Here is a 26,992-nt window from a genome sequence, read left to right as displayed (position 1 = left end):
ATGCGTGGCGTGCATAGGCCTCTGCTTGCGAGCCGACTTTTCGTACAGAACCTAGTGTGTGTAACGCCACCGTATTTTTATTTCTTGTTGTATCAATCGCTTGCATCGTTAATAAACACGCTCTCACTAACGCGATAGCCCGCTGGATAAGTACCCCCGTGTACTTAAAGAGCAGATACCCTCCTGTTAAAAAGACTATCAAGCAAAAAAGGAGCTCGCTGATGGATGCATATCTAGACAATATCCATGACATCTTGAAAAAACTTAAGGATTACCTTGAGGAGAATGAAGATGAGGTGCTCGCAACGCTGCAGAGCGCAGCACATGGTGACTTAGACATGCCCGAAACCATCACTCCAAAGGAAGAGGAGCTCTTTCGGGCGCTTTGCGGCTGGATGGTAGCAAAGAGGCCAACACAGATCCTGGCGATGCTTCAGCCACTATTGGCTGATCCTAACCTTTTAAGTAGAGGCATTACGCTTAATGATATTGAAAGCGTAATGCCTAAAGAACTGCCACCTAAAGATATTATCGACACAATTAAAACAAATAGGCGAGACTTAATCCGACAAGCACTTCTCCTGATAAGCTATATTTTCTACGACGAGTTCCACTACCCACAGCCTGAAACCGGCGTTTATGATATTTCAGAAAACTCCTTCCAAAAGCTCAAATGGCTTTACCGCTACTGGTTCAATCAACTTGAAGCTGCCGAAACCGGGTCGGAGTTAGAGGACTTTTTTGCGTCTCAGTTTCTAAACCTACGTTCTACAGAGGGGCCCTATGCAAGCGCCTCCGTATCATGCGCAGGAGATTTACTTGCTGTGGACGCACTGACCCCAAACAATACACAGCGTCTTTTTGATGATATCAATAACTTCTACAGTACTGCCGACATCGTAAGCGCCAACCTGGAGTCCACTATTGATAAAAATAATACCGTGGGGCGTATCCAGTCTCCTGGCCAACCCGCGCGCATGAATACATCTGAGGCAATGTTCCAGAAGTTTCGCAACGAAGCCAAAATCAACTATTTCAGCACGGCAACCAACCATGCCATGGACGGGGGCGTAGAAGGCATCAAGGAAACCCTGAAAGTACTTGAAGATTCAGAGGCCTACTATTCCGGCACAGCCGCTAGCCAAGCTGACCAGGATGATGTCGTCGTGGTTAATAAAAACGGCATCAAGATCGCCTTGCTGGCATATACCTTCGACCTCAATGGTTACGAAAAAGATATTCCCGCCGATATGCCCTATCTGGTTAATGTCGTTCGATTCAATGATGCAGATCCAGCACCTGATTACTCACTTATTGAGAAGCAGGTCGTGGCAGCGAAAGCGAAGGGCGCGGACTGGATTATCGCCTACTGCCACTGGGGGTGGGAGTTTGAGATGTACCCCCATGAGAATATCAGGAGAGCCGCTCAGAAGGTGATTGACTGCGGCGTTGACACGATTCTTGGCAATCACGCCCATGTCAGCCAGCCAGCGGAACTTATCCCGCGCGAAGGCAAGCAAGATGCACTGGTGGTTTACGCGTTCGGTGACTTCGTCAGCTATCACCCGGAAAGCCGCAATTCAAAGCTTGCCTATATTGTTAAATTCGACATTGTGAAGGTCTACGATGCTATAGAATTGGCAAACCTTAAAGCCTTACCCATCTATATTGCCAATGCAAAACGTGATGATGACAGCTACGACTGCCGTATCGTCAAATTCCATGACGTTCTGAAAACCCCGGATGAGTACGGCCTAACCGAGCTGGAGAAAAGCCAGTTGCCGCATTTGGAAGAAAAAGTGTGGCACGCGGTGCTCTCGCCACTTTCGAGGCTCGGTACGCGTTAGAAGCGAACGAAAACGTAGAATAATAGACGGGTAACACTGAACGTCATACTAACCAGCGAACCATTCTCGCTCCTAAAGGTTGGACACTTCATCCAACCTTTAGGGTATTGCCGTAAGAGCCTTCAACGAACCATTTGATACCAGGCGGCAGTGGTTTACTCGACCGTCACGCTTTTCGCCAGATTACGCGGCTGATCAACATCGGTGCCTTTAAGTACTGCAACGTGGTAGCTCAAAAGCTGGAGAGGAAGTGTATATAAAAGCGGTGCCAAGGCTTCGTGAATATGCGGCAGCTCAATGACCCGGATATTGTCATGCGGCTTGATACCCACGTTCTCATCGGCAAATACAAATAGCTGGCCACCCCTGGCACGGACTTCCTGCAGGTTGGATTTTAGTTTTTCCAACAGGTCGTCATTGGGTGCGACGGATATCACCGGCATCTCGCTATCTACCAGCGCCAGCGGGCCGTGCTTAAGCTCACCAGCCGGATAGGCTTCTGCGTGAATATAAGAGATTTCCTTAAGCTTAAGCGCGCCTTCCAGCGCAATCGGGTAGTGCGCACCACGGCCCAAGAACAGCGCATGGTGCTTTTCAGCAAACGCCTGGGAGAGCTGCTCAATCTGACCATCCAGCATCAATACCTGTTGGCAGATATCAGCAAGCGAATGCAGCGCCTTCACAATACCCACATGCTCTTCCTGCCCCTTCGCTTTGCTAATCGCCAGCGTCAGAAGCAATAGTGCCACCAACTGAGTGGTAAACGCTTTGGTGGAGGCAACGCCAATTTCCGGGCCTGCACGGGTCATCAGTGTCATATCTGATTCACGCACCAGGGAGCTTCCCGGTACGTTGCAAATAGCCAGCGAGCCGACATAGTTCAGGGTCTTGGCAAAACGCAGTGCCGCCAGCGTGTCAGCGGTTTCACCCGACTGGGAGAGCGTTACGAACAGCGTATCGGCAGGTACGACCGGATGGCGGTAACGATACTCGGAGGCCACCTCAACCTGTACCGGCACGCCTGCATAACGTTCAAGCCAGTAGCGGGCCACCATCGCCGCGTGATAACTGGTGCCACAGGCAATGATATGGACCTGGCGGGTTTTCTGGAAAAGCGCTTGAGCATCAGGGCCAAAGCTCTCGACCAACACACTGTCCGCGCTCAAGCGCCCTTCCAGGGCCGCCTCAATCACGGTGGGCTGCTCGAAGATTTCTTTAAGCATGTAATGGCGGTAATTGCCTTTGCTGGCAACACCATCGCCATGCTCAAAAACATGTACCGACCGTGTGACTGAGCTGCCATCTTTATCGACAATCCGGATAGCACCCTTTTCGCTCAGCTCGACCACATCGCCTTCTTCCAGATAAATAAAGCGATCCGTTACTTGTAGCAAGGCAAGTGGGTCTGAGGCTAAAAACGCTTCACCCATACCCACCCCCACCACCAGCGGGCTTCCCTGGCGTGCACCTACGACTACGCCCGGCTCCTTAATACTCATAACGCCCAGCGCATACGCACCGCCCAGGCCGTTCACAATTTGCTGGGTTGCCTCAAACAAGCTGAGACCACCCTGCAACTTGTCTGCCAACAAATGAGCAATGACTTCGGTGTCGGTTTCCGAGCTAAACGTATAGCCACTTGCCTGCAGCGTCTCTTTTATATATTCGTAGTTTTCAATAATGCCGTTATGCACCACGCTGACGCAGTCACCGCTATGGTGCGGGTGGGCATTGGCTTTTGAAGGTTTTCCGTGAGTTGCCCAGCGCGTGTGAGCAATCCCCGAAGCTCCCGGCAGCGGCGCACTATTCAGCTCACTCTCAAGGGCTGCGACCTTACCAACTGCGCGATGACGAGTGAGCTGGTTATGATCGTTCAACACCGTCATGCCCGCTGAATCGTAACCGCGATACTCCAGGCGCTTAAGCCCTTCCAACAGTATGTCTTGCACGTTACGTTGCGCTACAGCAGCGACGATGCCACACATAAACCGTTCTCCCAGGATAAATTAAAGGTATCGATGTACCACTCGTTTACTTGCCAGCTTTAACAGGACGCACCCAATCGGCCTTTTCCAGCTGCTTGCCTCGCGTCACAGCTAAGGCATGCTCACGGACATCTTTTGAAATGGTTGAGCCAGCGCCTATGGTCGCGCCTGCCCCTACGGTAACCGGAGCCACCAGTGCGCTGTTAGAGCCAATAAAGGCATGGTCGCCTATCTCGGTGTGATGTTTGTTAGCGCCGTCATAGTTACACGTAATCGTACCGGCACCTATATTAACGTCGCGCCCCAAGCGTGCATCGCCAACATAGCTTAAGTGGTTAATTTTGCTACCCTTGCCTACCTCGGCGTTTTTGGTTTCTACAAAATTCCCCACCTTGGCGTTAACCGCCAAGCGCGTCCCCGGGCGCAGGCGCGCATAAGGGCCCACCAGGTTATGGCCAGCCGTCTTTGTTTGATCAATAACAGTGTGACTATCAATGATGCTTTCAGCACCGATAGTGCTGTTTTTGATCACACAGTAAGGCCCTACACTAACGCCATCACCCAGCGTCACGTCACCTTCAAAAATGCAGCCCACGTCAATAAACACGTCGTGACCACAGGTGAGGCTTCCGCGCACGTCGATCCTTGCAGGATCAGCCAGTGCCACGCCCTGTTCCATTAGCTGGTCCGCTTGGCGCGCTTGGTAAACGCGCTCTAACCGCGCCATTTGGGCACGGTTATTAACCCCTTCTACTTCAACGGCGTGAGCTGGCTGCTCGGTGCAGACTTTAATCCCCTCTTTAGCTGCCATTTCGATCACATCGGTCAGGTAGTATTCACCCTGAGCATTGTCAGCAGAAAGTTTAGGCAACCAACGCGCCAGTTGGGCACTGGTCATCGCCATGATGCCGGTGTTGCATTCGGTGATGGCACGCTCGGCGTCGTTGGCATCTTTTTGCTCTACAATCGCCACTGCATCGCCCGCCGCATTACGCACAATACGGCCATACCCCGCTGGATCGTCCAGCGTAACCGTCAGCAACCCCATCTGTTGTTCGTTCACATGGGCCAAAAGTGCTGTCAGCGTTTCGCTTTGAATGAGCGGTACGTCGCCATACAGTATCAAAACATTGCCATCACCAAGTTCCTTCAATGCTTGAGCGGCGGCGTGCCCCGTGCCTTTCTGCTCTTCTTGCACGGCAAACGTGACGTTTTCATCCGCCAATGCGTGACGCAGCTGCTCAGCGCCGTGACCAATGACGACCTGCGTGCGTGCAGGGCTTAGGCTCGCCGCTGTTTCCAGCACGTGCGACACCATGGGTTTGCCCGCCAAGGAGTGAAGCACCTTCGGCATTTGTGAACGCATCCGCGTGCCTTTACCCGCTGCGAGAATCACTACATCAAGCGCTTTTTGCATTCTCATTACCCTTCTTCTGCGTGACGCACGTTAGGAGACGCCCACTGACCAATACCGCTTTCATTGATGAGTTCTTCACCAAATGCATCAACAAAAGCAGGGCTTGCAATACTTTGCCACTGGTCGCCATCACGGATCAGCATTAATACACTCAGATGATGCGCAACGGCCACTTCCATACCCGTATCGCTGTCTTCTACCAATAACGCGGTGGCCCAGGCATCGGCCCAGGCATTGGATGGATGGAAAACCGATACCGATGCAAGGTTATGCGAGACAGGCCGCCCGGTACGTGGATCAATGGTATGTGAAAAGCGCTGCCCATCAGCCTCAAAGTAATTGCGGTAATCCCCAGAGGTCGCTACCGACATATCGTGAAGAGGCACAATATGCTGTGCTTGTGGCGCGCCGTTTTGCGGCGTTTCAATACCTACGCGCCAAGGTGTCTCTTGATCATCACGATAGCCGTGCGCCAGCATATCTCCACCCAGGTTGACTAAATAACCCTGTATCCCTTGCTGGTTTAGGTACGCTGCCACGCGGTCGGTTGCATGCCCCTTGGCGACACCGGAAAGATCCACATAAACGTCGCGCTCACGGCGCGCCTGCATGGCCTGAGTATCGATCGCTACAGCATCAAAGCCCACTTCGGCCAAGCGCTCGGCCAACTGTTGTTCCGAAGGGACTTCTTTTGGGCGAGCCTCAGGACCAAAACTCCATAAATTGACCAGAGCACCAACGGTCGTATCAAACGCGCCGTTACTTTGTTCAGACACCGAGCGGCTTATCGCCAGTACTTCAATCAGCTCGTTGGAAAGTGGCTGCCACTCATTGAGCGGTGCCTGGTTAAACAGGCTTAGTTCAGAGTCATCTTTATACGTCGACATGGACACATCGACACGTTCAAGCTCTTCCAAAAAACCGGCTTCCAGATCGCTGGCCTGCTCCTGGGTTAACGGGTCACTAATGGTTACCTGATAAAACGTGCCAAAGATACCGCCCTCTAAACTGACTGGCGACTCCAAAGGGCGATCTTTTTCCGAACAGCCAACCAGTAGTAACAGCGACATAACGCATACCGCTTTTACTGTTAACCGTGTTGATTCAGGCATAAATAGGGTCATGAGCTTACTCTAAACGTGAAAAAACCAGAGGAGCCACGCACCAAACAGTACGCGATAAACAACAAAAGGCTGCATCCCCATTTTTTTAATAATAACGAGGAAATAGTGAATACACAGGTACGCGATAGCACCGGACAATAGCGTTCCGGCCGCCATGGATAGCCAATCGACTGACTGGGGCTGATGTAAAAGTTCAACGGCTTCTAACCCACCGGCTAATACGATCACCGGAATGGAAAGTAAAAAGGAGAACCTCGCAGCCCCTTCACGACTCATACCTACCAGAAGGGCGGCTGTGATGGTAATCCCTGAGCGTGATGTGCCAGGAATGAGTGCCAGCGCTTGGGCGCCGCCAATGATCAGCACATCTTTTAGCTGCATTTGGTATTCACTGCGAGTACCGCGTTTTTTCCAGTCGGCGTACCCCAGTAACAGGCCAAAGCCAATCAGGCTGAGCGCGATGATAACCGTGGAGCGCATATACACCGAGATAACATCACGAAGCAGAAAACCGATGATACACACAGGTAGCGTGGCAAGCGTGACCCAGATCGCGAGCTGGGCATCTTTATTGATCCCCCGGCCACGCAGCGCTGCCAGGCTGCTCGCTATCATTTGCCAAATTTCATGCCGGAAATAGATCACCACCGCGCTTAAGCTGCCCAAGTGGAGTGCGACATCAAAAGCAAGCCCTTGGTCCTCCCAAGAGGTTAATACGGGTACTAAAATCAAGTGCGCCGAGCTTGAGACAGGTAAGAATTCCGTTATCCCTTGCACAGCGGCAAGTACCACTATTTGTAGCCACTCCATGGGTCATCCTATACATCAAAAGGGTGGTTGAATGACAATGGCGCATAAGGATACACCTCCATTAGGGGATTGTCCGCCATGCCTACCATCGTTTTGCATTGCGTATTAGCCTACTTAGAAGTAAAGGGCTTAAGAGATCATATTGCAGTGCGCTACAATAATGCTTTATTGAAAGCGCTCCCTTGTCAGGTATTCCATGACTCAGACCGTTGAAACGCCAGTGGTTCCCAACCACGAGCTAGATAATCAGGAAGCCAAGCGCGTCACCTATATAGGTGCCTGGTTGGATAGTGTGCTTAGTATTGTCAAAGTGGCGGTAGGTTTTTGGGTGGGTTCTGCCGCACTGATTGCGGATGGCATCCACTCGCTCTCTGACTTAATCACCGATGGCTTTGTACTGGCCGCCATTCATTACGGGCGTCAGGAGCCCGACAATGACCATCACTATGGTCACGGGCGCATCGAAACACTCACTACACTGCTGTTGGGTAGCGTACTGATCTTTGTGGCAGGTGGTATTGCCTGGTCAAGCCTGGACCGCTTGTTTAGTGGCACAGAAGTCACCGCGCCTGGCATAGTGGCGATTGTGATTACGTTTATTGCGCTGATCAGTAAAGAGTGGATTTTTCGCTACACCATGCGCGTCGCCAGGCGGGTAAAATCCAAGCTGTTGGAGGCTAATGCCTGGCACTCTCGTAGCGATGCCCTTTCTACTGCGGTGGTACTGGTCGCACTGATTGGTGCTCAGTTTGGATTGGGTTGGCTGGATGCCGTCGCCGCCATTGTGGTTGGCCTGCTCGTAGGCAAGGTTGGTTGGGATTTACTGTGGGAATCTGCGCGGGAATTAGTCGATACCGCACTGCCTGAAGACACCCAACGCCAAATGCACGACGTAGCTTGTAGCGTACCAGGCGTGGATAGCGTGCATGACCTTCGCACTCGCCAATCAGCAGGTTGGGTAATGGTGGATTTGCATGTCGTGGTCGGGCCTAAAATCACCGTTTCAGAAGCCCATGAGATAGGTAATGAGGTCAGCCGCCGTTTACGTCATGAGTTTCCGCTACTCACCGACGTTATTTTCCATGTTGACCCTGAAGATGACGCTGGAGAAGGAGACCCCAGCCGAATGCCCGGCCTGCCACTACGTCCGGAGGTTGAGGCCGCGCTTGATCAACGCTGGTACGCGCATCCGGTGTGGCGCACGTTAAACGAGCTTCAACTGCACTATCTGGATGACAAGGTATCCGTATCTTTAATTATCGGCGATGCGGTACATCAGCCCCCGCAATGTTTGGCTAGCCAACTCAAGGCACTCGCCAGTGATATTGAGTGGCTCGGCCATGTGGAAGTCATGTTTATCACCCGAGCGGCCAGTAGCGCGATGCGCTAGCCGTTCGATAAACGCCAAATACTCAACCACCTGACGGGCCTTATGGTTTCAGTACGTAATGAATGCGCTTAACCTTACCTTGTTTGAAAGGCTCAACGCCGCCGCTGACACCCCTGCCTGGCTGGTCATGTTTGCTCATGGATGCGCCGTTGAATTGATGTGGCTACTACCTGCGCTGCTGGTAGTCGGTTGGCTGCGCGGCGGTGAACAGCTCAAGCAGCCGCTGCTGGAGGCACTGATAGCGACGCTGCTGGCCTTAGCGATAAGTGGCATCATCGGGATGCTGTGGCCGATGCCCCGACCCTTTGCGGTACCGGTAGGCACCACGTTGATGGCCCATGCGCCAACCCCAGCCTTTCCCAGTAATCATCTAACGATCATTCTAACCATGGCCTTTAGCTTGATGCTGCATCGCTACACCCGACGTATCGGCAGCCTTCTTCTGCTCTTGGCCATTCCCGTCGGCTGGGCAAGGATTTTTTTGGGCGTCCACTTTCCCCAGGATATGGCAGGTGCTGCCCTTTTGTCAGCCGTTATGGCCGTGCTGGTGGGTATCAACCGCGCCTGGCTAGTGCTACCGGTTTATGAGCACGTCGCCAAGCGCCTTTATCACTGGCTGTTCGCGCCGCTTATCCGCCGTGGCTGGGTGCAGCGCTAGCCGGCTGTTCTCTATAAGCTAGTAAGAATTGCCGTTGCAATAGAGAAGTAAATCAATACCCCGGTGGCATCAATCAAGGTGGTGACCAGCGGCGCAGAGGCAGCTGCCGGGTCGACCTTGAAGCGCTCCAGTACAAACGGCAGGCACATGCCCAGCAGGCTGCCAAACAGTACGATAGTGACCATACTGAGGGAGACGATAATAGCGACTTCGTTGCCTGCACGCAGTATACCGATAGGGGCGACGGCGATGGCCATGGTAAGCCCCAAGGAGCCAGCTACCAACAGCTCTCGGCCGAGCATTTTACTCCAGTCCTTAACGCCTACATCACCGGTTGCCATACCGCGAACCATCAGCGTTGCCGCCTGAGCGCCTGCGTTACCGCCACTACCAATCAACAAGGGCAGGAAGAATACCAACGCCACCTGGGCGGCAATAATATCTTCAAAGTGAGCAATACCCGCACCGGAAAACAGGTTGGCAAAGACCAGTACTACCAGCCACGTCACCCGTTTACGGTACAGACTCCACAGCGATACACGGCTAACGCCATCTTCCAACTGGCCAATCGACATCCCCTTGTGGATATCTTCGGTGGCTTCCGACTCCGCCACGTCCATCGCATCATCGTGAGTAACGATACCCACCATACGGTTTTCGGCATCAATCACCGGCAGCGCCAAGAGGTCATAACGAGCCACGATGCGAGCTACTTCTTCCTGCGCTTCATCCACGGCGGTGCTGATCACATCCTTGATCATGATGTCGTCAACCAACGCGCCGGGCCTGGCAATCATCAACTGACGCAGGGACATCGTGCCAATCAGCCTGCCATCGTTGTCCAGGATATAGAGCTGATAGACCGTCTCTGCATCCGGAGCAGTCTGGCGTACGCGCATCATTGCCTGAGACACCGTCATGCCACTGGCTATCGCCACATAGTCAGAGGTCATAATGGCGCCTGCAGTGCCTTCCTCGTAGCCTGCCAGCCGCTTGAGATCTTCCCGCTCCTGATGTGCCATGCGCCGTAACAGCGCTTCTCGGCGATCTTCATCCAGAAGATTGAACAGGTCCACCCGTTCGTCAGAGCCCATCTCTTCCAACAGCTTAAGTACCTGGGTGTCCTTTAGCTCACCCACGACTTCCAGCTGACTTTCACCTGGCAGGTAGCCAAGCACATTAGCGGCGCGTTCTGTAGAAAGTATATCGAGCACTGAAAGCGCTGCGGACAGCTCTTCGTCCTCCTCGATAAGCTCTTCAAGCACCTCACCAATATCTGCCGAACGAATTTCGGCCAAGCGTTCGGATAATAGCTCTCTTTTCGGTTCCTCTTTGACCAGCTCGTCAAGCAGCTCGGTTTTTAATTCCTGCAAGATTTCATCGTTCAATGACATCGCGTTCTCCTTCTCTGCAGACGAGTCAGTGCTGACAAGCATTATGCTACTAAATGCTTATGACAAGTGTACCAGACAAAAAAAACGCCCCTTAAACCCTAACGGGTTCAAGGGGCGTTTTATTCACGCTTACCGCGTAGTGTTAGCCTTTACCTGCCTTTTTGCGCAGCTGCTGGATCGTACGCAGCTGTGCAACGGCTTCGGCAAGTTCAGCGGAGGCACGGGTATAATCCAGCTCCGATGACTTCTCATTAAAGGCTTTCAGCGCTTCCTGACGCGCTTCTTCGGCAGCGGCCTCATTGAGGTCGCTGGCCCGCGTTGCGGCGTCTGCCAGAATCGTAACGACATCCGGCTGGACTTCCATAAAGCCACCCGAGACAAAGAAGTTCTCTTCCTTGCCATTATCGTGAATGACACGAATCGGGCCCGGCTGAAGCTCCGTCAGTAACGGGGCGTGACCCGGCAAAATACCCAGGTCACCCATCATCCCGGAAGCAACTACCTGCTCAACACTGCCTGAGAAGATAGATGCCTCTGCGCTGACGATATTGCAAGTGAAGCTATTCGCCATAGCGAATCCCCCTAATGGACGGGATTACTTCTTCATCTGGTTGGCTTTTTCGACCGCTTCGTCGATGGAGCCGACCATGTAGAAGGCCTGTTCCGGCATATCGTCATACTCGCCATTGAGGATGCCCTGGAAGCCACGGATAGTATCTTTCAGAGAAACATACTTACCGGGTGAGCCAGTGAATACCTCGGCAACGAAGAACGGCTGCGACAAGAAACGCTGAATTTTACGCGCCCGAGAAACGGCCAGCTTGTCTTCATCAGACAGCTCATCCATACCCAGAATGGCGATAATATCCTTCAGTTCCTTGTAACGCTGCAGAACGTTCTGCACGCCACGAGCAACCGCATAATGCTCATCACCTACCACCAGCGGATCCAACTGACGCGACGTAGAGTCCAACGGATCGATGGCCGGGTAGATACCTAGCTCAGCAATGGAACGGGCCAGTACAACGGTCGCGTCCAGGTGCGAGAAGGTGGTTGCCGGAGACGGATCGGTCAAGTCATCCGCCGGTACGTATACCGCTTGTACGGAGGTGATTGAGCCCGATTTCGTCGAGGTGATACGTTCCTGCAGAACGCCCATCTCTTCGGCTAGCGTCGGCTGATAACCCACCGCAGACGGCATACGGCCAAGCAGTGCAGATACTTCTGTACCGGCCAGGGTGTAACGGTAAATGTTATCGACGAACAGTAGAACGTCGCGGCCTTCATCACGGAATTTTTCAGCGATGGTCAGACCGGTCAGCGCAACGCGCAGACGGTTACCGGGCGGCTCGTTCATCTGACCGTAAACCAGCGATACCTTATCGATAACGTTGGATTCGGTCATTTCGTGATAGAAGTCGTTACCCTCACGCGTACGCTCACCCACACCGGCGAATACAGAGTAGCCGCTGTGCTCGGTGGCGATGTTGCGGATAAGCTCCATCATGTTAACGGTTTTACCAACACCCGCACCGCCGAACAAGCCAACCTTGCCACCCTTGGCAAACGGGCAGACCAGGTCAATAACCTTGATACCGGTTTCCAGCAGCTCGTTAGAGGCTGCCTGGTCGGCATAGCTGGGTGCTTTACGGTGGATCGGCATACGCTCTTGCTCACCGATCTCACCCGCTTCATCAATCGGCTCGCCGAGTACGTTCATGATACGACCCAGCGTTTCCTTACCTACCGGTACGGAAATCGCGGCACCTGTGTTGGCTACGTCCAAGCCACGCTTTAAGCCCTCAGTGGAGCCCATGGCAATGGTGCGTACCACGCCGTCGCCCAACTGCTGCTGGACTTCGAGGACAGTCTCTTTCTCAGAGACCTTCAGCGCGTCGTAGACCTTGGGCACAGAGTCCCGCGGAAACTCTACGTCAATCACCGCGCCGATGATTTGTACGATACGTCCGCTCATCTTGGTTCCTCTCAAAAACCTGCAAATGAAACCTGTCTGCCGGGAGCCGCTTTATTGGGCAGCTCCCTAGGCGTTATACGGCTGAAGCGCCGCCGACGATCTCAGAAATTTCCTGGGTGATGGCGGCCTGACGGGCCTTGTTGTAAACCATCTCCAGATCGTCGATCAGGTTGCCCGCGTTATCAGTGGCACTCTTCATAGCGATCATCCGGGCGGCCTGTTCGCACGCACCGTTTTCGACTACCGCCTGATACACCTGCGATTCGATGAATCGAACCAACAGGCTGTCTAGCAACGCCTTGGCATCCGGTTCATACAGGTAGTCCCAGCTTTCGGGACGGGCGTTTTCTTCGTCATGTTTAGCGTCTGCGCCCATATCAGGCGACAGAGGAAGAAGCTGACGCACAACCGGCCGTTGCGTCATGGTGTTAACGAATTCGTTGTACACCACGTACAGGCGATCAAGACGTCCTTCATCGTACGCTTCGAGCATGACCTTGATACTACCGATCAGACCCTCGACCGTGGGTGCTTCACCTAATCCGCTCTTGGCTGCAATCAAGTTGCCGCCATAGTTACGGAAGAAAGCACTGCCTTTCGCGCCAAGGGCACAGAAGTCCAGCTCAGCGCCTTCCTGGCTCCAGACACGGGCATCTTTCACCACGGCCTTGAACAGGTTGACGTTTAAGCCGCCGCACAAACCGCGGTCGGTAGACACCACAATGTAGCCTACGCGATTCACCTCGTTACGCTCGATCATGTAATCGTGGCGATATTCGGGGTTAGCGTCAGCAATGTGGCCTACGACGTTGCGAATCTGCTTGGCATACGGCTGGCCAGCCTTCATCAGATCTTGTGCTTTACGCATTTTCGATGCAGCCACCATTTCCATGGCACTGGTGATCTTCTGCGTATTTTTGATGCTCCCGATCTGGGTGCGTATCTCTTTTGCAGCTGCCATAGCGATCTACCTTTCGTTCGTGACTCTCAGAAAGTAGGCAAGCCCGCCCACAGGCGGGCCGGACATTACCAGCTCTGAGTCGCCTTGAACTTCTCGAGACCCGACTTCAAGCCGTCTTGAATCTCGCCGTTGTAGTCGCCGGTCTGGTTGATTTTGTCGAGCAGGTCGCCGTGCTCAGACTTCATGTAATCGTGCAGGGCACGTTCGAAGTCCAACACTTTATCGACGCTCACATCATCCATGTGACCTTCGTTAGCGGCGTAGAGAGACAGCGCCATTTCTGCAACCGACATCGGCGAATACTGTTTCTGCTTCATCAGTTCGGTGACGCGCTGACCGTGCTCAAGCTGCTTACGGGTCGCTTCGTCAAGGTCAGAAGCGAACTGCGAGAACGCAGCCAGTTCACGGTACTGAGCCAAGGCCAGACGAACACCACCACCTAACTTTTTGATGATCTTGGTCTGGGCAGCACCGCCCACGCGCGATACGGACAAACCTGCGTTAATCGACGGACGAATACCGGAGTTAAACAGGCTGGTTTCCAGGAAGATCTGACCGTCGGTGATCGAGATCACGTTGGTCGGAACGAACGCAGAAACGTCGCCACCTTGGGTTTCGATGATCGGCAGCGCGGTCAAGGAACCGGTTTTGCCCTTCACTTCACCGTTGGTGAACTTCTCAACGTAGTCGACGTTGACACGTGCCGCACGCTCAAGCAGACGCGAGTGGAGATAGAACACGTCACCGGGATAGGCTTCACGGCCTGGCGGGCGACGCAGCAGCAGGGATACCTGACGGTATGCCACTGCCTGCTTGGAAAGATCGTCATACACGATCATCGCGTCTTCGCCACGGTCACGGAAGTACTCACCCATGGTGCAACCGGAATACGCGGAGAGAAACTGCATCGGAGCCGGATCGGCAGCGCCCGCAGCAACGACGATGGTGTGTTCCATCGCGCCATGCTCTTCGAGCTTGCGCACAACGTTGGCAATGGTCGACTGTTTCTGACCAATGGCAACGTAGACACAGGTAACGCCTTTGCCTTTCTGGTTGATGATCGCATCAATGGCAATGGCAGTTTTACCGATCTGACGGTCACCGATAATCAGCTCACGCTGACCACGACCGATCGGCACCATGGCGTCGATGGATTTCAAGCCGGTTTGAATCGGCTCATCAACCGACTGACGGGTAATAACGCCAGGCGCTACTTTTTCTACCGCGTCGGTCATTTTAGCGTTGATATCGCCTTTGCCGTCGATGGGGTTACCCAACGCATCAACAACACGGCCAATCAGCTCAGGGCCTACTGGTACTTCAAGAATACGACCGGTGCATTTCGCGGTCATGCCTTCTTCAAGCAGCAGGTAGTCGCCCAGGACAACAGCACCTACGGAGTCACGCTCCAGGTTAAGTACCATGCCAAAAACGCTGTTAGGAAATTCAATCATTTCACCAAACATGGCGTCTTCGAGGCCGTGAATTTTCACGATACCGTCGGAAACACCTACGATGGTGCCCTGATTACGAGCTTCAGATGCGACGTCAAGCTTCTCAATTCGCTGCTTGATGATGTCGCTGATCTCGGAAGGATTCAATTGCTGCATGCCATGTCCCTCAGACTCAAGCGGTTAGCGCTTCGGAAAGGCGGTTCAGTCGACCACGTACCGACCCGTCAATGACGGTATCGCCAGCACGCAGGATGACACCGCCGATGAGCGACTTATCTACCTGAGTAGTAATGGAGATTTCGCGATTCAGACGTTTCTTGAGCGCGTTGGATAGCTTGGTCTTTTGTGCGGCTGTCAGTTTATACGCTGACGTTACCATTACCTCTACACGCTGCTCGTGTTCAGCGCGCAGGCGCTCAAACTGTTCAGCGATAAAAGGCAGAACCATTAAACGGTCCTGGTCAGCCACAGCCTCCAAAAAGCGAGACAGTGCATCACCCTGCGGTTCTGGAAGCATCTCAACCAGAAGGGCAACTTTCTTTGCATTCTCGATTTTGGGGCTACCCAGCAGACGTCGAGCGTCGCTATCGGCCACAACAGTGCCCAAAAAACCCAGCGCCTGTGACCAGCTATCAAGCACATCATTATCACGCGCGTGTTCAAACGCCGCCTTTGCGTAAGGACGAGCGACGGTAAGTAATTCCGCCATAATTCACCTCCTTACAGTTCGGCAGCCAGCTTATCAAGCAGCTCGCGATGCGCATTTTCATCGACAGAAGCTTCCAATACACGCTCAGCGCCGATGATGGCCAGATGAGACACCTGGGCACGTAATTCTTCTTTCGCGCGATTTACTTCAAGCTCGATTTCAGAGCGTGCGCCCGCCATGAGACGTTCACCTTCTGCGCGGGCCTGCTCGCGGGCTTCTTCGATCATCTGAGCAGAGCGCTTATTGGCTTGCTCAAGGATCTGTGAAGCTTGTTCCTTGCTTTCACGCAGCGTCTGTTCTGCTCGCTCTTGAGCTAGCTCAAGATCACGAGTAGCACGGCTGGCTGCATCCAAGCCATCAGCAATTTTTTTCTGACGCTCGTTAAGCGCGTTGCTGATCGGAGGCCACACGTACTTTATGCAAAACCAGACAAAGATCGCGAAGGCGATCGTCTGCCCGATAAGCGTCATGTTGATATTCACAGGGATGTACCTCTGACAAGTTCGTGGCGACCGGAGTGAAACAAAACCGAGCGGTTAACCGCCCGGTAAAGCAATCATTAACCGGCAACAACGAAGATCAGGTACATCGCAATACCAACACCGATCATCGGTACAGCGTCCAACAGACCTGCCATGATGAAGGTTTTGGTTTGCAGCTGGTCGCCCAGCTCCGGCTGACGTGCAGTAGACTCAAGCAGTTTGCCGCCCAGAATAGCGAAGCCAATACCAGTAGCCAGTGCGCCTAGACCGATGATGATGGCAGCCGAAAGATAAACCATTTCCATGATGTTGCTCCTGAGTTTAAGTTTTGGTTAAGGGTTGTGGGTTAATGAAAGCGTTAGCGTTGCTTGGTTAGTGGTGTTCGTGCGCCGCGCTCAAATAAACGATGGTGAGCGTGGTAAAGATAAAGGCCTGTAGCGTGACGACCAGGATATGGAAAATTGCCCATGGCACATCCAGTACCCAAATGGCCCAAAACGGCAGCATAGCAATCAAAATGAAGATAACTTCACCGGCAAACATGTTACCGAACAGTCGCATGGCCAAGCTGAACGGCTTGACCAGTAGCGATACAATTTCCAACACCAGGTTGAAAGGAATCAACGCCCAGTGATTAAACGGGGTCAGGGAAAGCTCTTTGACAAAACCGCCAACGCCTTTCACTTTGAAGTTGTAGTACAGAATCAGGCCAAATACGCCCAACGCCATGCCTAGCGTGGCATTTACGTCGGTAGTAGGTACAATTTTCATGTAATCCACACCGAGCTTGCTAAACAGTACCGGGAAGTAATCGACTGGAATTATCTTGAGACTATTCATCAGCAGTATCCAGACGAATAGCGTAATTGCCAGCGGGACAATATGCGGATTACGCCCATGGAACGTTGAGCGCGTCAGGTTGTCGATAAACTCGACCACCATTTCAACCGCGTTTTGCAGACCGCCTGGCACGCCAGTGGTCGCGGCTTTTCCCGCCTTACGGAATACCCAGAGAAACAGTACCCCCATAGCGATTGACCAGCCCATGGTATCCAAATGGATCGCCCAGAAGCCCATTTCGCCAGCTTCTTGAGCTGAATGCGCCAGCGACCAACCATTCACCGGGTGATGCCCAAAGGTCAGGTTCTGCAAGTGGTGCTGGATATAATAAGTCGTCGAGACTTCGTTTCCTGCGGCCATAGAGATATCACCTCAATAAAGTGTGCGATGTCTGCGCATAAACAACGGCGTTAGCCCATGCATCAGAACAATCGCCACATAAGCACTAAAAAAGAAAGCGGGGTTTGAGGGGGGCACTACTACGAACACTGCGCTAAACAGTGCCACCGTCAAACCAAACTTGCCTCCTTCGGCACGAAACAAATGAACAGCGCTGCGCGATGTTCGCTTACTGTGCAATATGCCCATTCGCTGTATAAAAAAAGCATGGGGTAGCAAGGCCACCAGCGCACCTGTTACCACGGAGAAAACGCCCGGCATGCGCGCTATAGGGTAGACCATCAACATGCCGACTACCGTCACGATTAGCTGTGCGGTAAAAAGCCGGATGACATACGCCTTCCTGCGCTGGGTTTCAACACGTTCTACCATTGCCCAGCACCCTGCCAGCGAATGGTTGCTTAGGCTGTTGATAAGCAACCTGCACAAATCTTGCGCGATTATAGGGAAGCGCTATCACACCTTCAACCGAAGTTGCTCGTATTTAACGTGTTTAAGGGACAACTTGCGACCAAAGGGTAAAAATTAGCTGCTTTTTAATGTTTTCTTAATAAGCCTGCTATTTAATTAATAAGCAGCCTATTTAATATGCGCCAGTATTCCGTCGAGTTCATCAAGGCTTGTATAGCGGATGGTCACTTTGCCTTTCCCCCGATTACCATGGTCAATTGAAACGGGTGCGCCAAGCAGTTCCCCTAGCTGTGTTTCTAGACGCGAGACATCCGCCGTTTTATTTGGCCGGCTTGGCGTTTTTTCAACGCTTTGGCTGGCCTGTACCTTTTTAACCAACGCTTCGGTGGACCGCACGGTGAGATCGTTATTTACCACTTCATGAGCCACTTGGCGCTGCTGAACGCTGTTAAGTGATAGCAACGCACGTGCATGGCCCATATCCAGGTCACCTCGCTCTAGCAGCGTTTGGACTTCTGGATCCAGCGCCAGCAAGCGCAGTAAGTTAGCGACCTGAGTGCGGGATTTACCGACCGCGTCAGCAATCTGCTGCTGGGTTAATTCAAACTCATCACCCAGCCGTTTAAGCGCCATCGCTTCTTCGATGGCATTGAGGTTTTCACGCTGAATATTTTCAATCAGCGCCAGTGCCAAGGCAACTTCGTCACTTACCTCACGAATAACCGCGGGGATAACGTCGAGCTCGGCCAGCTGCGCTGCACGCCAGCGCCGCTCACCAGCAATAATTTCATAGCGATCTTCGCCAATAGGACGCACCACAATAGGCTGCATAACGCCTTGGGCACGTATAGAATCGGCAAGCTCTTCAAGCGCTTCTGGCTGGATATCACGCCGCGGCTGATACTTGCCACGGGTTAATTGGCCAAGCGGAAGGCGCTCCAAACGCTCAGGAGCTGCATCCGAGGCCACCATCACGGATGACGCCTCATCATGAGCTTCCGACGTAGAGCTACCGGTAAGTTCCAGGCTGTCACGGCGACGAGCGCCCGCACCAATTAGGGCATCCAGGCCACGTCCTAGCGCGCGTTTACGCGTCATTCGCTTTCCCTCGTACGGATCAATACGTTATAGCGATAGTCGACGAATCATCTCTTTTGCCAGTACGCGGTACGCCTGGCTGCCTCGTGAGAAGCGGGCATATTGCGTCACGGGTATTCCGTGGCTTGGCGCTTCAGCCACTTTGACGTTGCGCGGGATCGTCGTCTTGATCAGCGCATCGCCAAAGAAGTCTCGCAGTTGCTTGTCCACTTCCCGCGTTAGGCTGGTGCGCTTGTCGTACATGGTGCGCAGGATACCCGCAATCGCCAAATCAGGATTAATGCTTTGCTTGATCTGTTCAACGGTATCCAGCAGCGCTGACAGTCCTTCCAGCGCGTAAAACTCGCACTGCAGCGGAATAAGCACGCTATCCGCTGCGGTCAGCGCATTAACGGTCAGCATATTGAGCGAAGGAGGGCAGTCAATCAGCACCACATCGTACTTCCCAGCAACCGAGCCAAGCGCCGTAGTCAGGCAGCTTTCGCGCTTATCAAGATCCAGCAACTCGACTTCCGCAGCGGTCAAGTCACCGTTACCCGGTAGAACATCATATTTGACCGGCAGATCGCGCATGATGGTATCGGTGGCTGTTGCATCGCCGAGCAGTACATCCAGAACGCTTTTATCGAGTTCGTGTTTATCAATACCACTGCCCATGCTGGCGTGCCCTTGAGGATCAAGGTCCACCAACAGCACTCGACGATCAAGAGCAGCAAGGCTGGCCGCCAGGTTAACGGCTGAGGTGGTCTTGCCCACGCCGCCTTTTTGATTGGTCAGGGCAATGATCTGGCTCACTTACTCAACTCCTTCCTGGGGTTCAGAATCAACGTTCAGAATCAACAGCTGTCGCTCGGCTGTATCGAAGGGCACTTTTAGCAGGTGACGTGTTTGCAGTCGAATGCCGCTGGGCAGTTCACGCAACTCATCATCAGCACCTGGGCCTTTCATGGCCAACCACTGTCCGTTCGCTGTGGGTAGTTCACGGGTCAGGGTGACAAAGTCCACCAGGCTTGCGAACGCGCGTGAAATTACCTGATCAAACGGCTGGTCACTAAACGTCTCCGCCCGCGCCTGGCTTGCAACCACGTTTTTTAGCCCAAGCTCCATGATAGCCTGACGCTGAAAACGGACTTTTTTACCATTACTATCCAAAAGCGTAACGGACAGCGCCGGATCAAGAATGGCCAGCACGATACCAGGAAGACCTGGCCCCGCTCCCACATCCAGCAATCTGGGGCCATGCACATAAGGCGCGACAGCCGCACTATCCAGTACGTGACGTGCCACCATATCATCAATATCGCGAACAGCCGTGAGGTTATAAGCCTTGTTCCACTTGTGCAATAGGGCGACAAACCCAAGCAGCTGTTCACGCTGGTTTGCCGTTACCTTTAAGCCGAGCTGCGCTAACCCATTATCGAGTCGAGCAGCGACGCTCGCAGGCAGGCTGCTTACCAACACTGTTAATCCGCTCATCCGTTAGCCACCTCGGGTGAGGCGATCAGACGACGCTTTTTAAGATGCACCAGCAAAATAGACACTGCGGCCGGTGTTACGCCTGAAATACGCGCCGCCTGGGCCAGCGTTTCAGGCCGCACGTCGGTCAGCTTCTGACGAATCTCATTGGAGAGCCCTTCCACCCGCTGGTAATCCAGGTCGGCGGGAAGTGGCATTGCTTCATGGCGCTTAAGCTTATCAATTTCATACTGTTGACGTTCGATATAGCCTTCGTACTTCGCCTGTATCTGTACCTGTTCGGCAACGGCTTCGTCATTGATAACGCCGCTTTCCAGACCCGGCAGTTCAGCAAGGTCCGCATAATTTAGCTCTGGGCGCTTGAGAAGATCGCTCAAACGATACTCGCGGGAGAGCGGTTTGCCGGTTTTTTCAGCAATTTTTGCAGCAGCCGGGCTGCTTGGCTGAATCCAAACACTGGCTAAACGCGCGGTCTCCAGCGCAATGGCTTCGCGCTTTTTACTAAATGCCGTCCAGCGCTGGTCATTCACCAAGCCTAACTCACGGCCTTTTTCAGTCAACCTCAGGTCGGCGTTATCTTCACGCAGCAATAATCGGTATTCCGCCCTGGAAGTAAACATACGGTAAGGCTCTTTGGTGCCCATCGTGATCAGGTCGTCCACCAGCACGCCAAGATAGGCCTCGTCACGACGTGGGTACCAGGCATCCTGCTGCATGGCACGCCGCGCGGCGTTGAGCCCGGCCAGCAGGCCTTGAGCGCCGGCTTCCTCATAACCTGTCGTGCCGTTGATCTGCCCGGCAAAAAACAGGTTGTGGATAAATTTGGTTTCCAGTGAGTGTTTTAAATCCCGCGGATCAAAGAAATCGTACTCAATGGCATAACCTGGCCGCGTGATATGCGCGTTCTCCAGCCCTTTAATCGAGCGCACTACCTGCAACTGCACATCAAATGGCAGTGAGGTCGAGATGCCGTTGGGATACAGCTCGTGGGTATCCAGACCTTCAGGTTCAATAAAGACCTGGTGGCTCGATTTATCGGCAAAGCGATGAACCTTGTCTTCAATCGATGGGCAGTAGCGCGGACCAACACCTTCAATCACGCCGGAGTACATCGGTGAACGATCAAGATTCGCCAAAATCAGCTCATGCGTGCGCTCATTGGTGTGCGCAATATGACAGCTGACCTGCTGAGGGTGCATATCCCGCGAACCAAGGTAGGACATGACCGGCGTTGGCGTATCGCCAGGCTGTTCTTCAAGCTGGGAGAAATCCACGCTTTTGGCATCAATGCGCGGTGGCGTGCCGGTTTTTAGCCGGTCAACCCGAAACGGCAGGGCACGCAGACGCTCAGCCAGGGCATTTGAGGGTGGATCACCTGCTCGACCGCCGCGACTTTGATCCAAGCCGATGTGAATCACACCACCTAAAAACGTACCCGTCGACAGCACAACGGACTCGGCATAAAAACGAATACCGGTCTCCGTCACGACGCCACGAACCGTATCGTTATCCACAACCAGATCACCAGCCGCCTGCTGGAAAATCGTTAAATTTGGCTGGTTTTCCAACATGCCGCGGATCGCTGCTTTGTAGCGAACGCGGTCTGCTTGAGCACGTGTGGCACGTACAGCCGGTCCTTTTCGAGCGTTTAACACCCGGAACTGAATGCCGCCTAAATCCGTGGCAAGCCCCATCGCCCCGCCTAGCGCATCGATCTCTTTCACCAGATGGCTTTTGCCAATGCCGCCAATGGCAGGGTTACACGACATCTGACCCAAGGTCTCGATGTTGTGCGTGAGCAGCAGGGTCTGACAGCCCATACGAGCAGAGGCCAGTGCGGCTTCAGTTCCCGCATGGCCACCGCCGATGACAATCACGTCAAAGCGGTCGGGGTAATTCAAGAGACACCTCGTCTTGCGCCAATTGGCACGAATGATGTGGCCGTTTCGTCAGTTTCAGACGTGTCGGCGTAGTTAAACAAGCCCGCCAGTATAAACCCCCTGTGGGTAACCGTCAGGTTTTTCCACATCTCACACGCCCAGTCACTATTTATTAATAACAATATATAAATAAATAAGAGAAGTTCTGTTAATGCTGTAATTATTAGTGTGGACAGTTTCTGTGCATAACCCAATTATATTTATAAAATTCAACTTGTTAAAATGTTGGTATTTGCGTGGTTAAGCAGCGTATTACCTGAGTAGAAACGGTGCAGGCCCTGTGGATGGAAGTGCTACTTACCCACAGCACCACAAACCCACGTCTTATCCACCTGCTCATACCGACGTTGTTACCGCACCTGTGAACACACCAAAAAAGCAGTGTCTGGCAACCTTAAAGGCGCTCACTATGGGTGCTGTGGCATGTTGTAGAGTTATAGAATAAAAAAATTATCCACAGGGAAAAAAATGGCCTGTCGCAAGGACAGGCCATAAAAAACGCTTTTAAGCGGGTAATTTTGCAGGTATTAGTGCTTAAGATTAGTGTTTAAGCACCCGGGCAAGAAACGATTGAGTGCGCTCATTTTGAGGCGAATCGAACAGCTGTTGTGGCGCTCCTTGCTCGGCAATGACACCTTTATGGATAAAGATAACGCGATCGGCTACTTCACGGGCAAACCCCATTTCATGCGTGACGATCACCATGGTCATGCCCTCTTTAGCCAGCTCACGCATGGCGTCCAGCACTTCACCAATCATTTCGGGATCAAGCGCCGAGGTAGGCTCGTCAAACAGCATAAGCCGAGGCTCCATGGCCAAGGCACGGGCAAGGGCAACACGCTGCTGCTGACCTCCTGAGAGCTGACTGGGGTACTTATCGGCCTGGTCGGCAATACCGACCCTATCCAGCAGGCGTTTTGCGGTTGCCACTGCGTCGTCGCGGTTCCAGCCACGTACCTTCATGGGCGCCAGCGTGATGTTATCGATCACGCTAAGGTGGGGAAATAGATTGAACTGCTGAAACACCATACCGACTTCTGTACGGATGGTTTGTAGTGCCTTACTGCTCTTGCCGTTAGGCGTTAGCGTATTGCCATCTACTTCCAGCATGCCCGACTGAAACTCTTCCAGCCCATTGATGCAGCGAATCAGCGTGGATTTACCGGACCCGCTTGCGCCAATAATGACGACGACTTCACCGGGGATAATTTCAAGGTCGATATCATTGAGTACGTGCAGGCTGCCAAAATGTTTATTCAGCTTTTGCATACGCACAATGGAGGGCGTTGTGGGTGACACGATATCGGTCATTGTACGTTTCCTTATCAGCCTGCGATGCCTCTGCGCTCCAGCAGGCGCAGAAGAATAGAGAGGGTCCAGGTAATCGCCAGATACATCACCGCAACCATAAAGTAGACCTCCAGGGCGGTGAAGGTTGTCGCGATATAGATTTGCCCCTGGCGTACCAGCTCGCTGACCCCAATGACTGAAAATAGTGAGGTATCTTTAATGCTGATAATGGCCTGATTGCCAAGCGGAGGAATCATACGACGCAGCGCTTGGGGCCAAATCACATAGCGAAATGCCTGAGCGCGCGAAAGCCCTAACGAGAGGGATGCTTCACGCTGGCCATGCTCAATGGATTGCACGCCGCCACGCACAATTTCAGAAATATACGCACCCGAGTTAACCGCAATAGCGGCAATGCCTGCGACCAGCGCATTGATAGGACTGCCCAGTAGCTGGGGCAGGCCGTAGAAGATAAACAGCACCTGCACGAGGATAGGCGTACCGCGGAATACTTCTATGTAGCAAAGGGCAACCCAGCGTAGCCAGCGGATCGGACTAATACGCAGCAGGCCAAAGAAAATACCGATGAAAAAGCCGATCGCCAGACCGCCAAATGAGATTAGCAGCGTCCAGGGGATGCCAGGCAGCAGGTAAGGGATCGACGCAAACGCGGCTGCCCAATCAAATTGAAAATCGAAATCCACGCCTTATCTCCAAAAAAACACGCGACGTATAACGTCAAAGGGCCGGGAGGGTGGCCGCCCGGCCCTGTGATAAATACCTGTTAGCTCTATAGCGCCGCTGGGTTACTCGCTGGTGGCTTCACCGAACCATTTTTTGTAGATTTCGTCGTAAGTGCCGTCTTCACGCATGGAGGCCAAGGCTTCATTGGTGGGTTCTACCCATTCGCTGCCCTTATGGAACACAATGCCATACTGCTGGCCTTCATAAAGCGGCCCCACCACTTTGGTACGTCCTTCGCCGCGGGTTTGGGAGAAGTAAGCAACGTTAGGGGCGTCATACAGTACGGCGTCTACGTTGCGGCCCAGCAGGGCCATGTACATGTCGGCGGTGCCTGGATAAGGCGTGATGTCAGCGCCTTCACCCAGCTCTTGCTGGAGGAAGTCGTAGCTTGTCGAGCCGATTTTGGTACCGATGGTCAGGCCCTGAAGGTCTTCCAAAGAGGAGACGTCTTCGTTGTTGGCGCGAACAATAATCTGTAGACCGGAATCGTAGTAAGGATCAGAGAAGTCGACGACCTGCGCACGCTCTTCGGTGATGGTCGTGCCTGCGATGGCAATTTCCTGACTGCCGGTTTGCACGGCGGGAATAATGCCCGAAAATTCCATGGTGGTGAGGTTGACCTCAAAACCGGCACGCTCGGCAACGGCATTGATAATGTCCATATCGAAACCGATCATCTCGCCAGTTTCTGGATCCATCATCTCAAAAGGAACAAAGCTTGGGTCGGTTGCGACATTAACAGAGGGCGTTTGGGCCATGGCGGCAGAGGCGCCGCTTAAACCCAAGGCGATGGAGGAAGCGATAGCTGTTGTCGTTAGTATGGTTTTCATTGGTTTCCCCATGTTTTATAGCACTGAAGCGGTGAAAAGAAGAGACGACGTTCTCTTCACACCGCGTTAGAGCGATTGTTGACCTTTCAACCTTGGCGAGAAACCACCAAGGCGTCAAGTCATGGGTACCAACGCTTTGCTTGCGTTATAACGCGGCTACACCATAAAAGAGGCGCCGCAGCCGCAGGTGGTAGTGGCATTGGGGTTTTGAATGCGAAAGCGTGCGCCAGCGAGGCCTTCTTCGTAATCCACCGTCGAGCCAACCAGATACTGGTAGGAGAGAGGGTCGACTACCAGGGTCGCCGTGCCAAATTCAATGGCCGTATCGTCTTCGGCGACCGTATCGGCAAAATCGAAGCCGTACTGAAAACCTGAACAGCCACCGCCGGTGACGTAGACGCGCAGTTTTAGCGCAGGGTTATTTTCTTCATCCATTAGGGCACGGATACGTTTACGTGCGCTATCGGACATCATTAATGGGGTTGGAACAAAGGCTTCTGCACCGCTCATGGGTACCTCCCGCGAGCTTTAAGAACGAATAATCAGCATTGGAAGATGATTATGGATAATTCCCAGCAAAAGGGTCAACTATTGCCGGGATTTTGTACGTGGCTTATGGCATCAAGGCAGGGGCGGTGAGGCCCATGTTCTCCTCGAATCCAAACATTAGGTTGAGGTTTTGGATGGCTTGGCCCGAGGCGCCTTTCACCAGGTTATCAATGACCGATAACACAACGACCGTGTTGCTGTTCTCCGGGCGATGTACGGCCAGGCGGCAGGTGTTGATGCCTTTAACGCTGCGCGTTTCAGGATGGCTGCCCGCAGGCATCACATCAACAAAGGGCTCGCTTGCATAACGATTTTCAAACAGCGCCTGAAGGTCATCCACCGAGGTGGTGAGCTGACCATAAAGTGTCGCGTGAATACCCCGAATCATCGGCGTTAAATGAGGAACGAAGGTCAGCCCCACCGGATGCGCCTGCATATCGCCAAGGCCCTGGCGGATTTCGGGCAAATGACGATGCCCTGAGGCGCCGTAAGCTTTGAAGGACTCACTGGCTTCCGCCAGTAGTGAAGGCACCTTGGCCCCTCGGCCTGCCCCCGTCACGCCCGATTTACAGTCGGCAATCAGCTGTTGAGGATCAATCAGCCCGGCTTCTATCAGCGGCAGGTAGCCCAGCTGTACAGCGGTTGGATAGCAGCCAGGCACGGCCACTAGGCGCGCCGTTTTGATTTTTTCGCGGTGCATCTCGGGCAGGCCATAGACCGCTTCTTCAAGCAGCGAAGGCGCACCGTGAGGTTGGCCGTACCACTCGCTCCATACCTTGGCATCACGCAGGCGGAAGTCAGCCGACAGGTCGATAATGCGTGTGCCTTTGTCCAAAAGCTCACCTGCCAAGGCGTGGGCAACACCGTGGGGAGTGGCGAAAAATACCGCATCCATATCGCCCAACTGCTTTGCATCGGGCTCACTGAACGTCAATGTGTCGTAGTGGCCGCGCAGATTGGGATACATATCGCATACCTTTACGCCGGCTTCCGAGCGCGAGGTAATGGCTTCAACGCTGACATGGGGATGCTGGGCGAGTAACCGCAGTAGCTCAACGCCGGTATAACCGGTACCGCCGACAATGCCGACCTTAATCACAAACGACTCCTTACACGTTGCACATTCGAGACAGGGTAATAATTAACAGCCTAAACAGATTGGCGCAGGCTGTCGAAGCGTATCGGGCTATGATACACAAGAGAACTACA

General features: G+C 53.2%; 26 protein-coding genes. 3 read left to right on the top strand and 23 right to left on the bottom strand.

Going from position 1 to position 26,992, the window contains the following annotated elements:
* The first annotated feature begins 221 nt into the window (after nt 1-221).
* The gene (locus tag CZ787_RS05710; RefSeq protein ID WP_087107065.1) at nt 222-1,847 is read left to right on the top strand and encodes a CapA family protein; all 1,626 of its coding nucleotides are present in this window, start codon (nt 222-224) and stop codon (nt 1,845-1,847) included.
* Between the two features lie 155 nt (nt 1,848-2,002).
* Here the strand turns inward: CZ787_RS05710 and glmS are convergent, their stop codons facing one another.
* From glmS to CZ787_RS05690, 4 genes are read right to left on the bottom strand one after another with little or no spacing between them, the layout of a single operon-like run.
* A complete protein-coding gene (gene glmS / locus CZ787_RS05705) occupies nt 2,003-3,832 on the bottom strand; it encodes a glutamine--fructose-6-phosphate transaminase (isomerizing) (protein ID WP_087107062.1) in 1,830 nt (609 codons plus the stop codon).
* 46 nt (nt 3,833-3,878) lie between these two features.
* Nucleotides 3,879-5,249: a bifunctional UDP-N-acetylglucosamine diphosphorylase/glucosamine-1-phosphate N-acetyltransferase GlmU gene (glmU, locus tag CZ787_RS05700; RefSeq protein ID WP_087107060.1), complete on the bottom strand. Its 1,371-nt coding sequence runs from the start codon at nt 5,247-5,249 to the stop codon at nt 3,879-3,881.
* A 5-nt stretch (nt 5,250-5,254) separates the two neighbouring features.
* The gene (locus tag CZ787_RS05695) at nt 5,255-6,373 is read right to left on the bottom strand and encodes an FAD:protein FMN transferase (protein ID WP_254908578.1); all 1,119 of its coding nucleotides are present in this window, start codon (nt 6,371-6,373) and stop codon (nt 5,255-5,257) included.
* A 9-nt stretch (nt 6,374-6,382) separates the two neighbouring features.
* Nucleotides 6,383-7,183, bottom strand: a complete 801-nt coding sequence (locus CZ787_RS05690; RefSeq protein WP_087107056.1) for an undecaprenyl-diphosphate phosphatase — start codon at nt 7,181-7,183, stop codon at nt 6,383-6,385.
* A 196-nt stretch (nt 7,184-7,379) separates the two neighbouring features.
* Here CZ787_RS05690 and CZ787_RS05685 point away from each other — a divergent pair, with 196 nt between their 5' ends.
* Nucleotides 7,380-8,573, top strand: coding sequence for a cation diffusion facilitator family transporter (locus tag CZ787_RS05685; RefSeq protein WP_087107054.1), 1,194 nt, complete (start codon nt 7,380-7,382; stop codon nt 8,571-8,573).
* Nucleotides 8,574-8,631: 58 nt separating this feature from the next.
* On the top strand, nt 8,632-9,231 hold the full coding sequence (locus CZ787_RS05680; RefSeq protein WP_087107052.1) for an undecaprenyl-diphosphatase: 600 nt from the start codon (nt 8,632-8,634) through the stop codon (nt 9,229-9,231).
* Between the two features lie 11 nt (nt 9,232-9,242).
* Here the strand turns inward: CZ787_RS05680 and mgtE are convergent, their stop codons facing one another.
* The 19 genes from mgtE to argC all read right to left on the bottom strand — a co-directional run bounded on the left by mgtE (nt 9,243) and on the right by argC (nt 26,882).
* Complete coding sequence (gene mgtE, locus CZ787_RS05675) at nt 9,243-10,625, bottom strand: magnesium transporter (protein ID WP_087107050.1); 1,383 nt, start codon at nt 10,623-10,625, stop codon at nt 9,243-9,245.
* 142 nt (nt 10,626-10,767) lie between these two features.
* Nucleotides 10,768-11,196, bottom strand: coding sequence for a F0F1 ATP synthase subunit epsilon (locus tag CZ787_RS05670; RefSeq protein WP_087107048.1), 429 nt, complete (start codon nt 11,194-11,196; stop codon nt 10,768-10,770).
* Between the two features lie 24 nt (nt 11,197-11,220).
* Nucleotides 11,221-12,600, bottom strand: coding sequence for a F0F1 ATP synthase subunit beta (gene atpD / locus CZ787_RS05665; RefSeq protein WP_087107046.1), 1,380 nt, complete (start codon nt 12,598-12,600; stop codon nt 11,221-11,223).
* A gap of 73 nt (nt 12,601-12,673) precedes the next feature.
* Nucleotides 12,674-13,561: a F0F1 ATP synthase subunit gamma gene (gene atpG / locus CZ787_RS05660; RefSeq protein WP_087107044.1), complete on the bottom strand. Its 888-nt coding sequence runs from the start codon at nt 13,559-13,561 to the stop codon at nt 12,674-12,676.
* Nucleotides 13,562-13,626: 65 nt separating this feature from the next.
* Nucleotides 13,627-15,171: a F0F1 ATP synthase subunit alpha gene (atpA, locus tag CZ787_RS05655; protein ID WP_087107042.1), complete on the bottom strand. Its 1,545-nt coding sequence runs from the start codon at nt 15,169-15,171 to the stop codon at nt 13,627-13,629.
* 16 nt (nt 15,172-15,187) lie between these two features.
* Nucleotides 15,188-15,724 (bottom strand): F0F1 ATP synthase subunit delta, encoded by a 537-nt coding sequence (locus CZ787_RS05650; protein ID WP_087107040.1) that lies wholly within the window; start codon nt 15,722-15,724, stop codon nt 15,188-15,190.
* A gap of 11 nt (nt 15,725-15,735) precedes the next feature.
* Nucleotides 15,736-16,206, bottom strand: a complete 471-nt coding sequence (locus CZ787_RS05645; protein WP_087107038.1) for a F0F1 ATP synthase subunit B — start codon at nt 16,204-16,206, stop codon at nt 15,736-15,738.
* 77 nt (nt 16,207-16,283) lie between these two features.
* Complete coding sequence (gene atpE, locus CZ787_RS05640) at nt 16,284-16,511, bottom strand: F0F1 ATP synthase subunit C (RefSeq protein WP_018918432.1); 228 nt, start codon at nt 16,509-16,511, stop codon at nt 16,284-16,286.
* Between the two features lie 67 nt (nt 16,512-16,578).
* Nucleotides 16,579-17,406 (bottom strand): F0F1 ATP synthase subunit A, encoded by an 828-nt coding sequence (gene atpB / locus CZ787_RS05635; RefSeq protein ID WP_087107036.1) that lies wholly within the window; start codon nt 17,404-17,406, stop codon nt 16,579-16,581.
* Between the two features lie 12 nt (nt 17,407-17,418).
* Nucleotides 17,419-17,817, bottom strand: coding sequence for an ATP synthase subunit I (locus CZ787_RS05630; RefSeq protein WP_087107034.1), 399 nt, complete (start codon nt 17,815-17,817; stop codon nt 17,419-17,421).
* A 207-nt stretch (nt 17,818-18,024) separates the two neighbouring features.
* Nucleotides 18,025-18,954, bottom strand: coding sequence for a ParB/RepB/Spo0J family partition protein (locus CZ787_RS05625; protein ID WP_087107032.1), 930 nt, complete (start codon nt 18,952-18,954; stop codon nt 18,025-18,027).
* Nucleotides 18,955-18,981: 27 nt separating this feature from the next.
* Nucleotides 18,982-19,749 (bottom strand): ParA family protein, encoded by a 768-nt coding sequence (locus tag CZ787_RS05620; protein ID WP_087107030.1) that lies wholly within the window; start codon nt 19,747-19,749, stop codon nt 18,982-18,984.
* A complete protein-coding gene (gene rsmG, locus CZ787_RS05615; RefSeq protein ID WP_087107028.1) occupies nt 19,750-20,430 on the bottom strand; it encodes a 16S rRNA (guanine(527)-N(7))-methyltransferase RsmG in 681 nt (226 codons plus the stop codon). It lies immediately after the preceding gene.
* Nucleotides 20,427-22,331 (bottom strand): tRNA uridine-5-carboxymethylaminomethyl(34) synthesis enzyme MnmG, encoded by a 1,905-nt coding sequence (gene mnmG, locus CZ787_RS05610; protein WP_087107026.1) that lies wholly within the window; start codon nt 22,329-22,331, stop codon nt 20,427-20,429. Before mnmG ends, rsmG begins: the two co-directional genes overlap by 4 nt.
* Before the next feature lie 579 nt (nt 22,332-22,910).
* The gene (locus CZ787_RS05605; RefSeq protein ID WP_087107024.1) at nt 22,911-23,681 is read right to left on the bottom strand and encodes an amino acid ABC transporter ATP-binding protein; all 771 of its coding nucleotides are present in this window, start codon (nt 23,679-23,681) and stop codon (nt 22,911-22,913) included.
* 14 nt (nt 23,682-23,695) lie between these two features.
* Complete coding sequence (locus tag CZ787_RS05600; protein ID WP_087107021.1) at nt 23,696-24,364, bottom strand: amino acid ABC transporter permease; 669 nt, start codon at nt 24,362-24,364, stop codon at nt 23,696-23,698.
* Nucleotides 24,365-24,466: 102 nt separating this feature from the next.
* On the bottom strand, nt 24,467-25,234 hold the full coding sequence (locus CZ787_RS05595; RefSeq protein ID WP_087107020.1) for a transporter substrate-binding domain-containing protein: 768 nt from the start codon (nt 25,232-25,234) through the stop codon (nt 24,467-24,469).
* A 156-nt stretch (nt 25,235-25,390) separates the two neighbouring features.
* Nucleotides 25,391-25,744 carry an iron-sulfur cluster insertion protein ErpA gene (gene erpA, locus CZ787_RS05590; RefSeq protein ID WP_087107018.1) on the bottom strand — a complete coding sequence of 118 codons (354 nt, stop codon included), beginning with the start codon at nt 25,742-25,744 and terminating at the stop codon, nt 25,391-25,393.
* A 103-nt stretch (nt 25,745-25,847) separates the two neighbouring features.
* Nucleotides 25,848-26,882: an N-acetyl-gamma-glutamyl-phosphate reductase gene (argC, locus tag CZ787_RS05585; protein WP_087107016.1), complete on the bottom strand. Its 1,035-nt coding sequence runs from the start codon at nt 26,880-26,882 to the stop codon at nt 25,848-25,850.
* Nucleotides 26,883-26,992: the final 110 nt, after the last annotated feature.

This window comes from Halomonas citrativorans (genome assembly GCF_900163645.1).
In the GTDB taxonomy this organism is placed as follows: domain Bacteria; phylum Pseudomonadota; class Gammaproteobacteria; order Pseudomonadales; family Halomonadaceae; genus Vreelandella; species Vreelandella citrativorans.
Note: the sequence above shows the minus strand (reverse complement) of the source record. Positions and strands in the feature narration are given on the sequence as shown.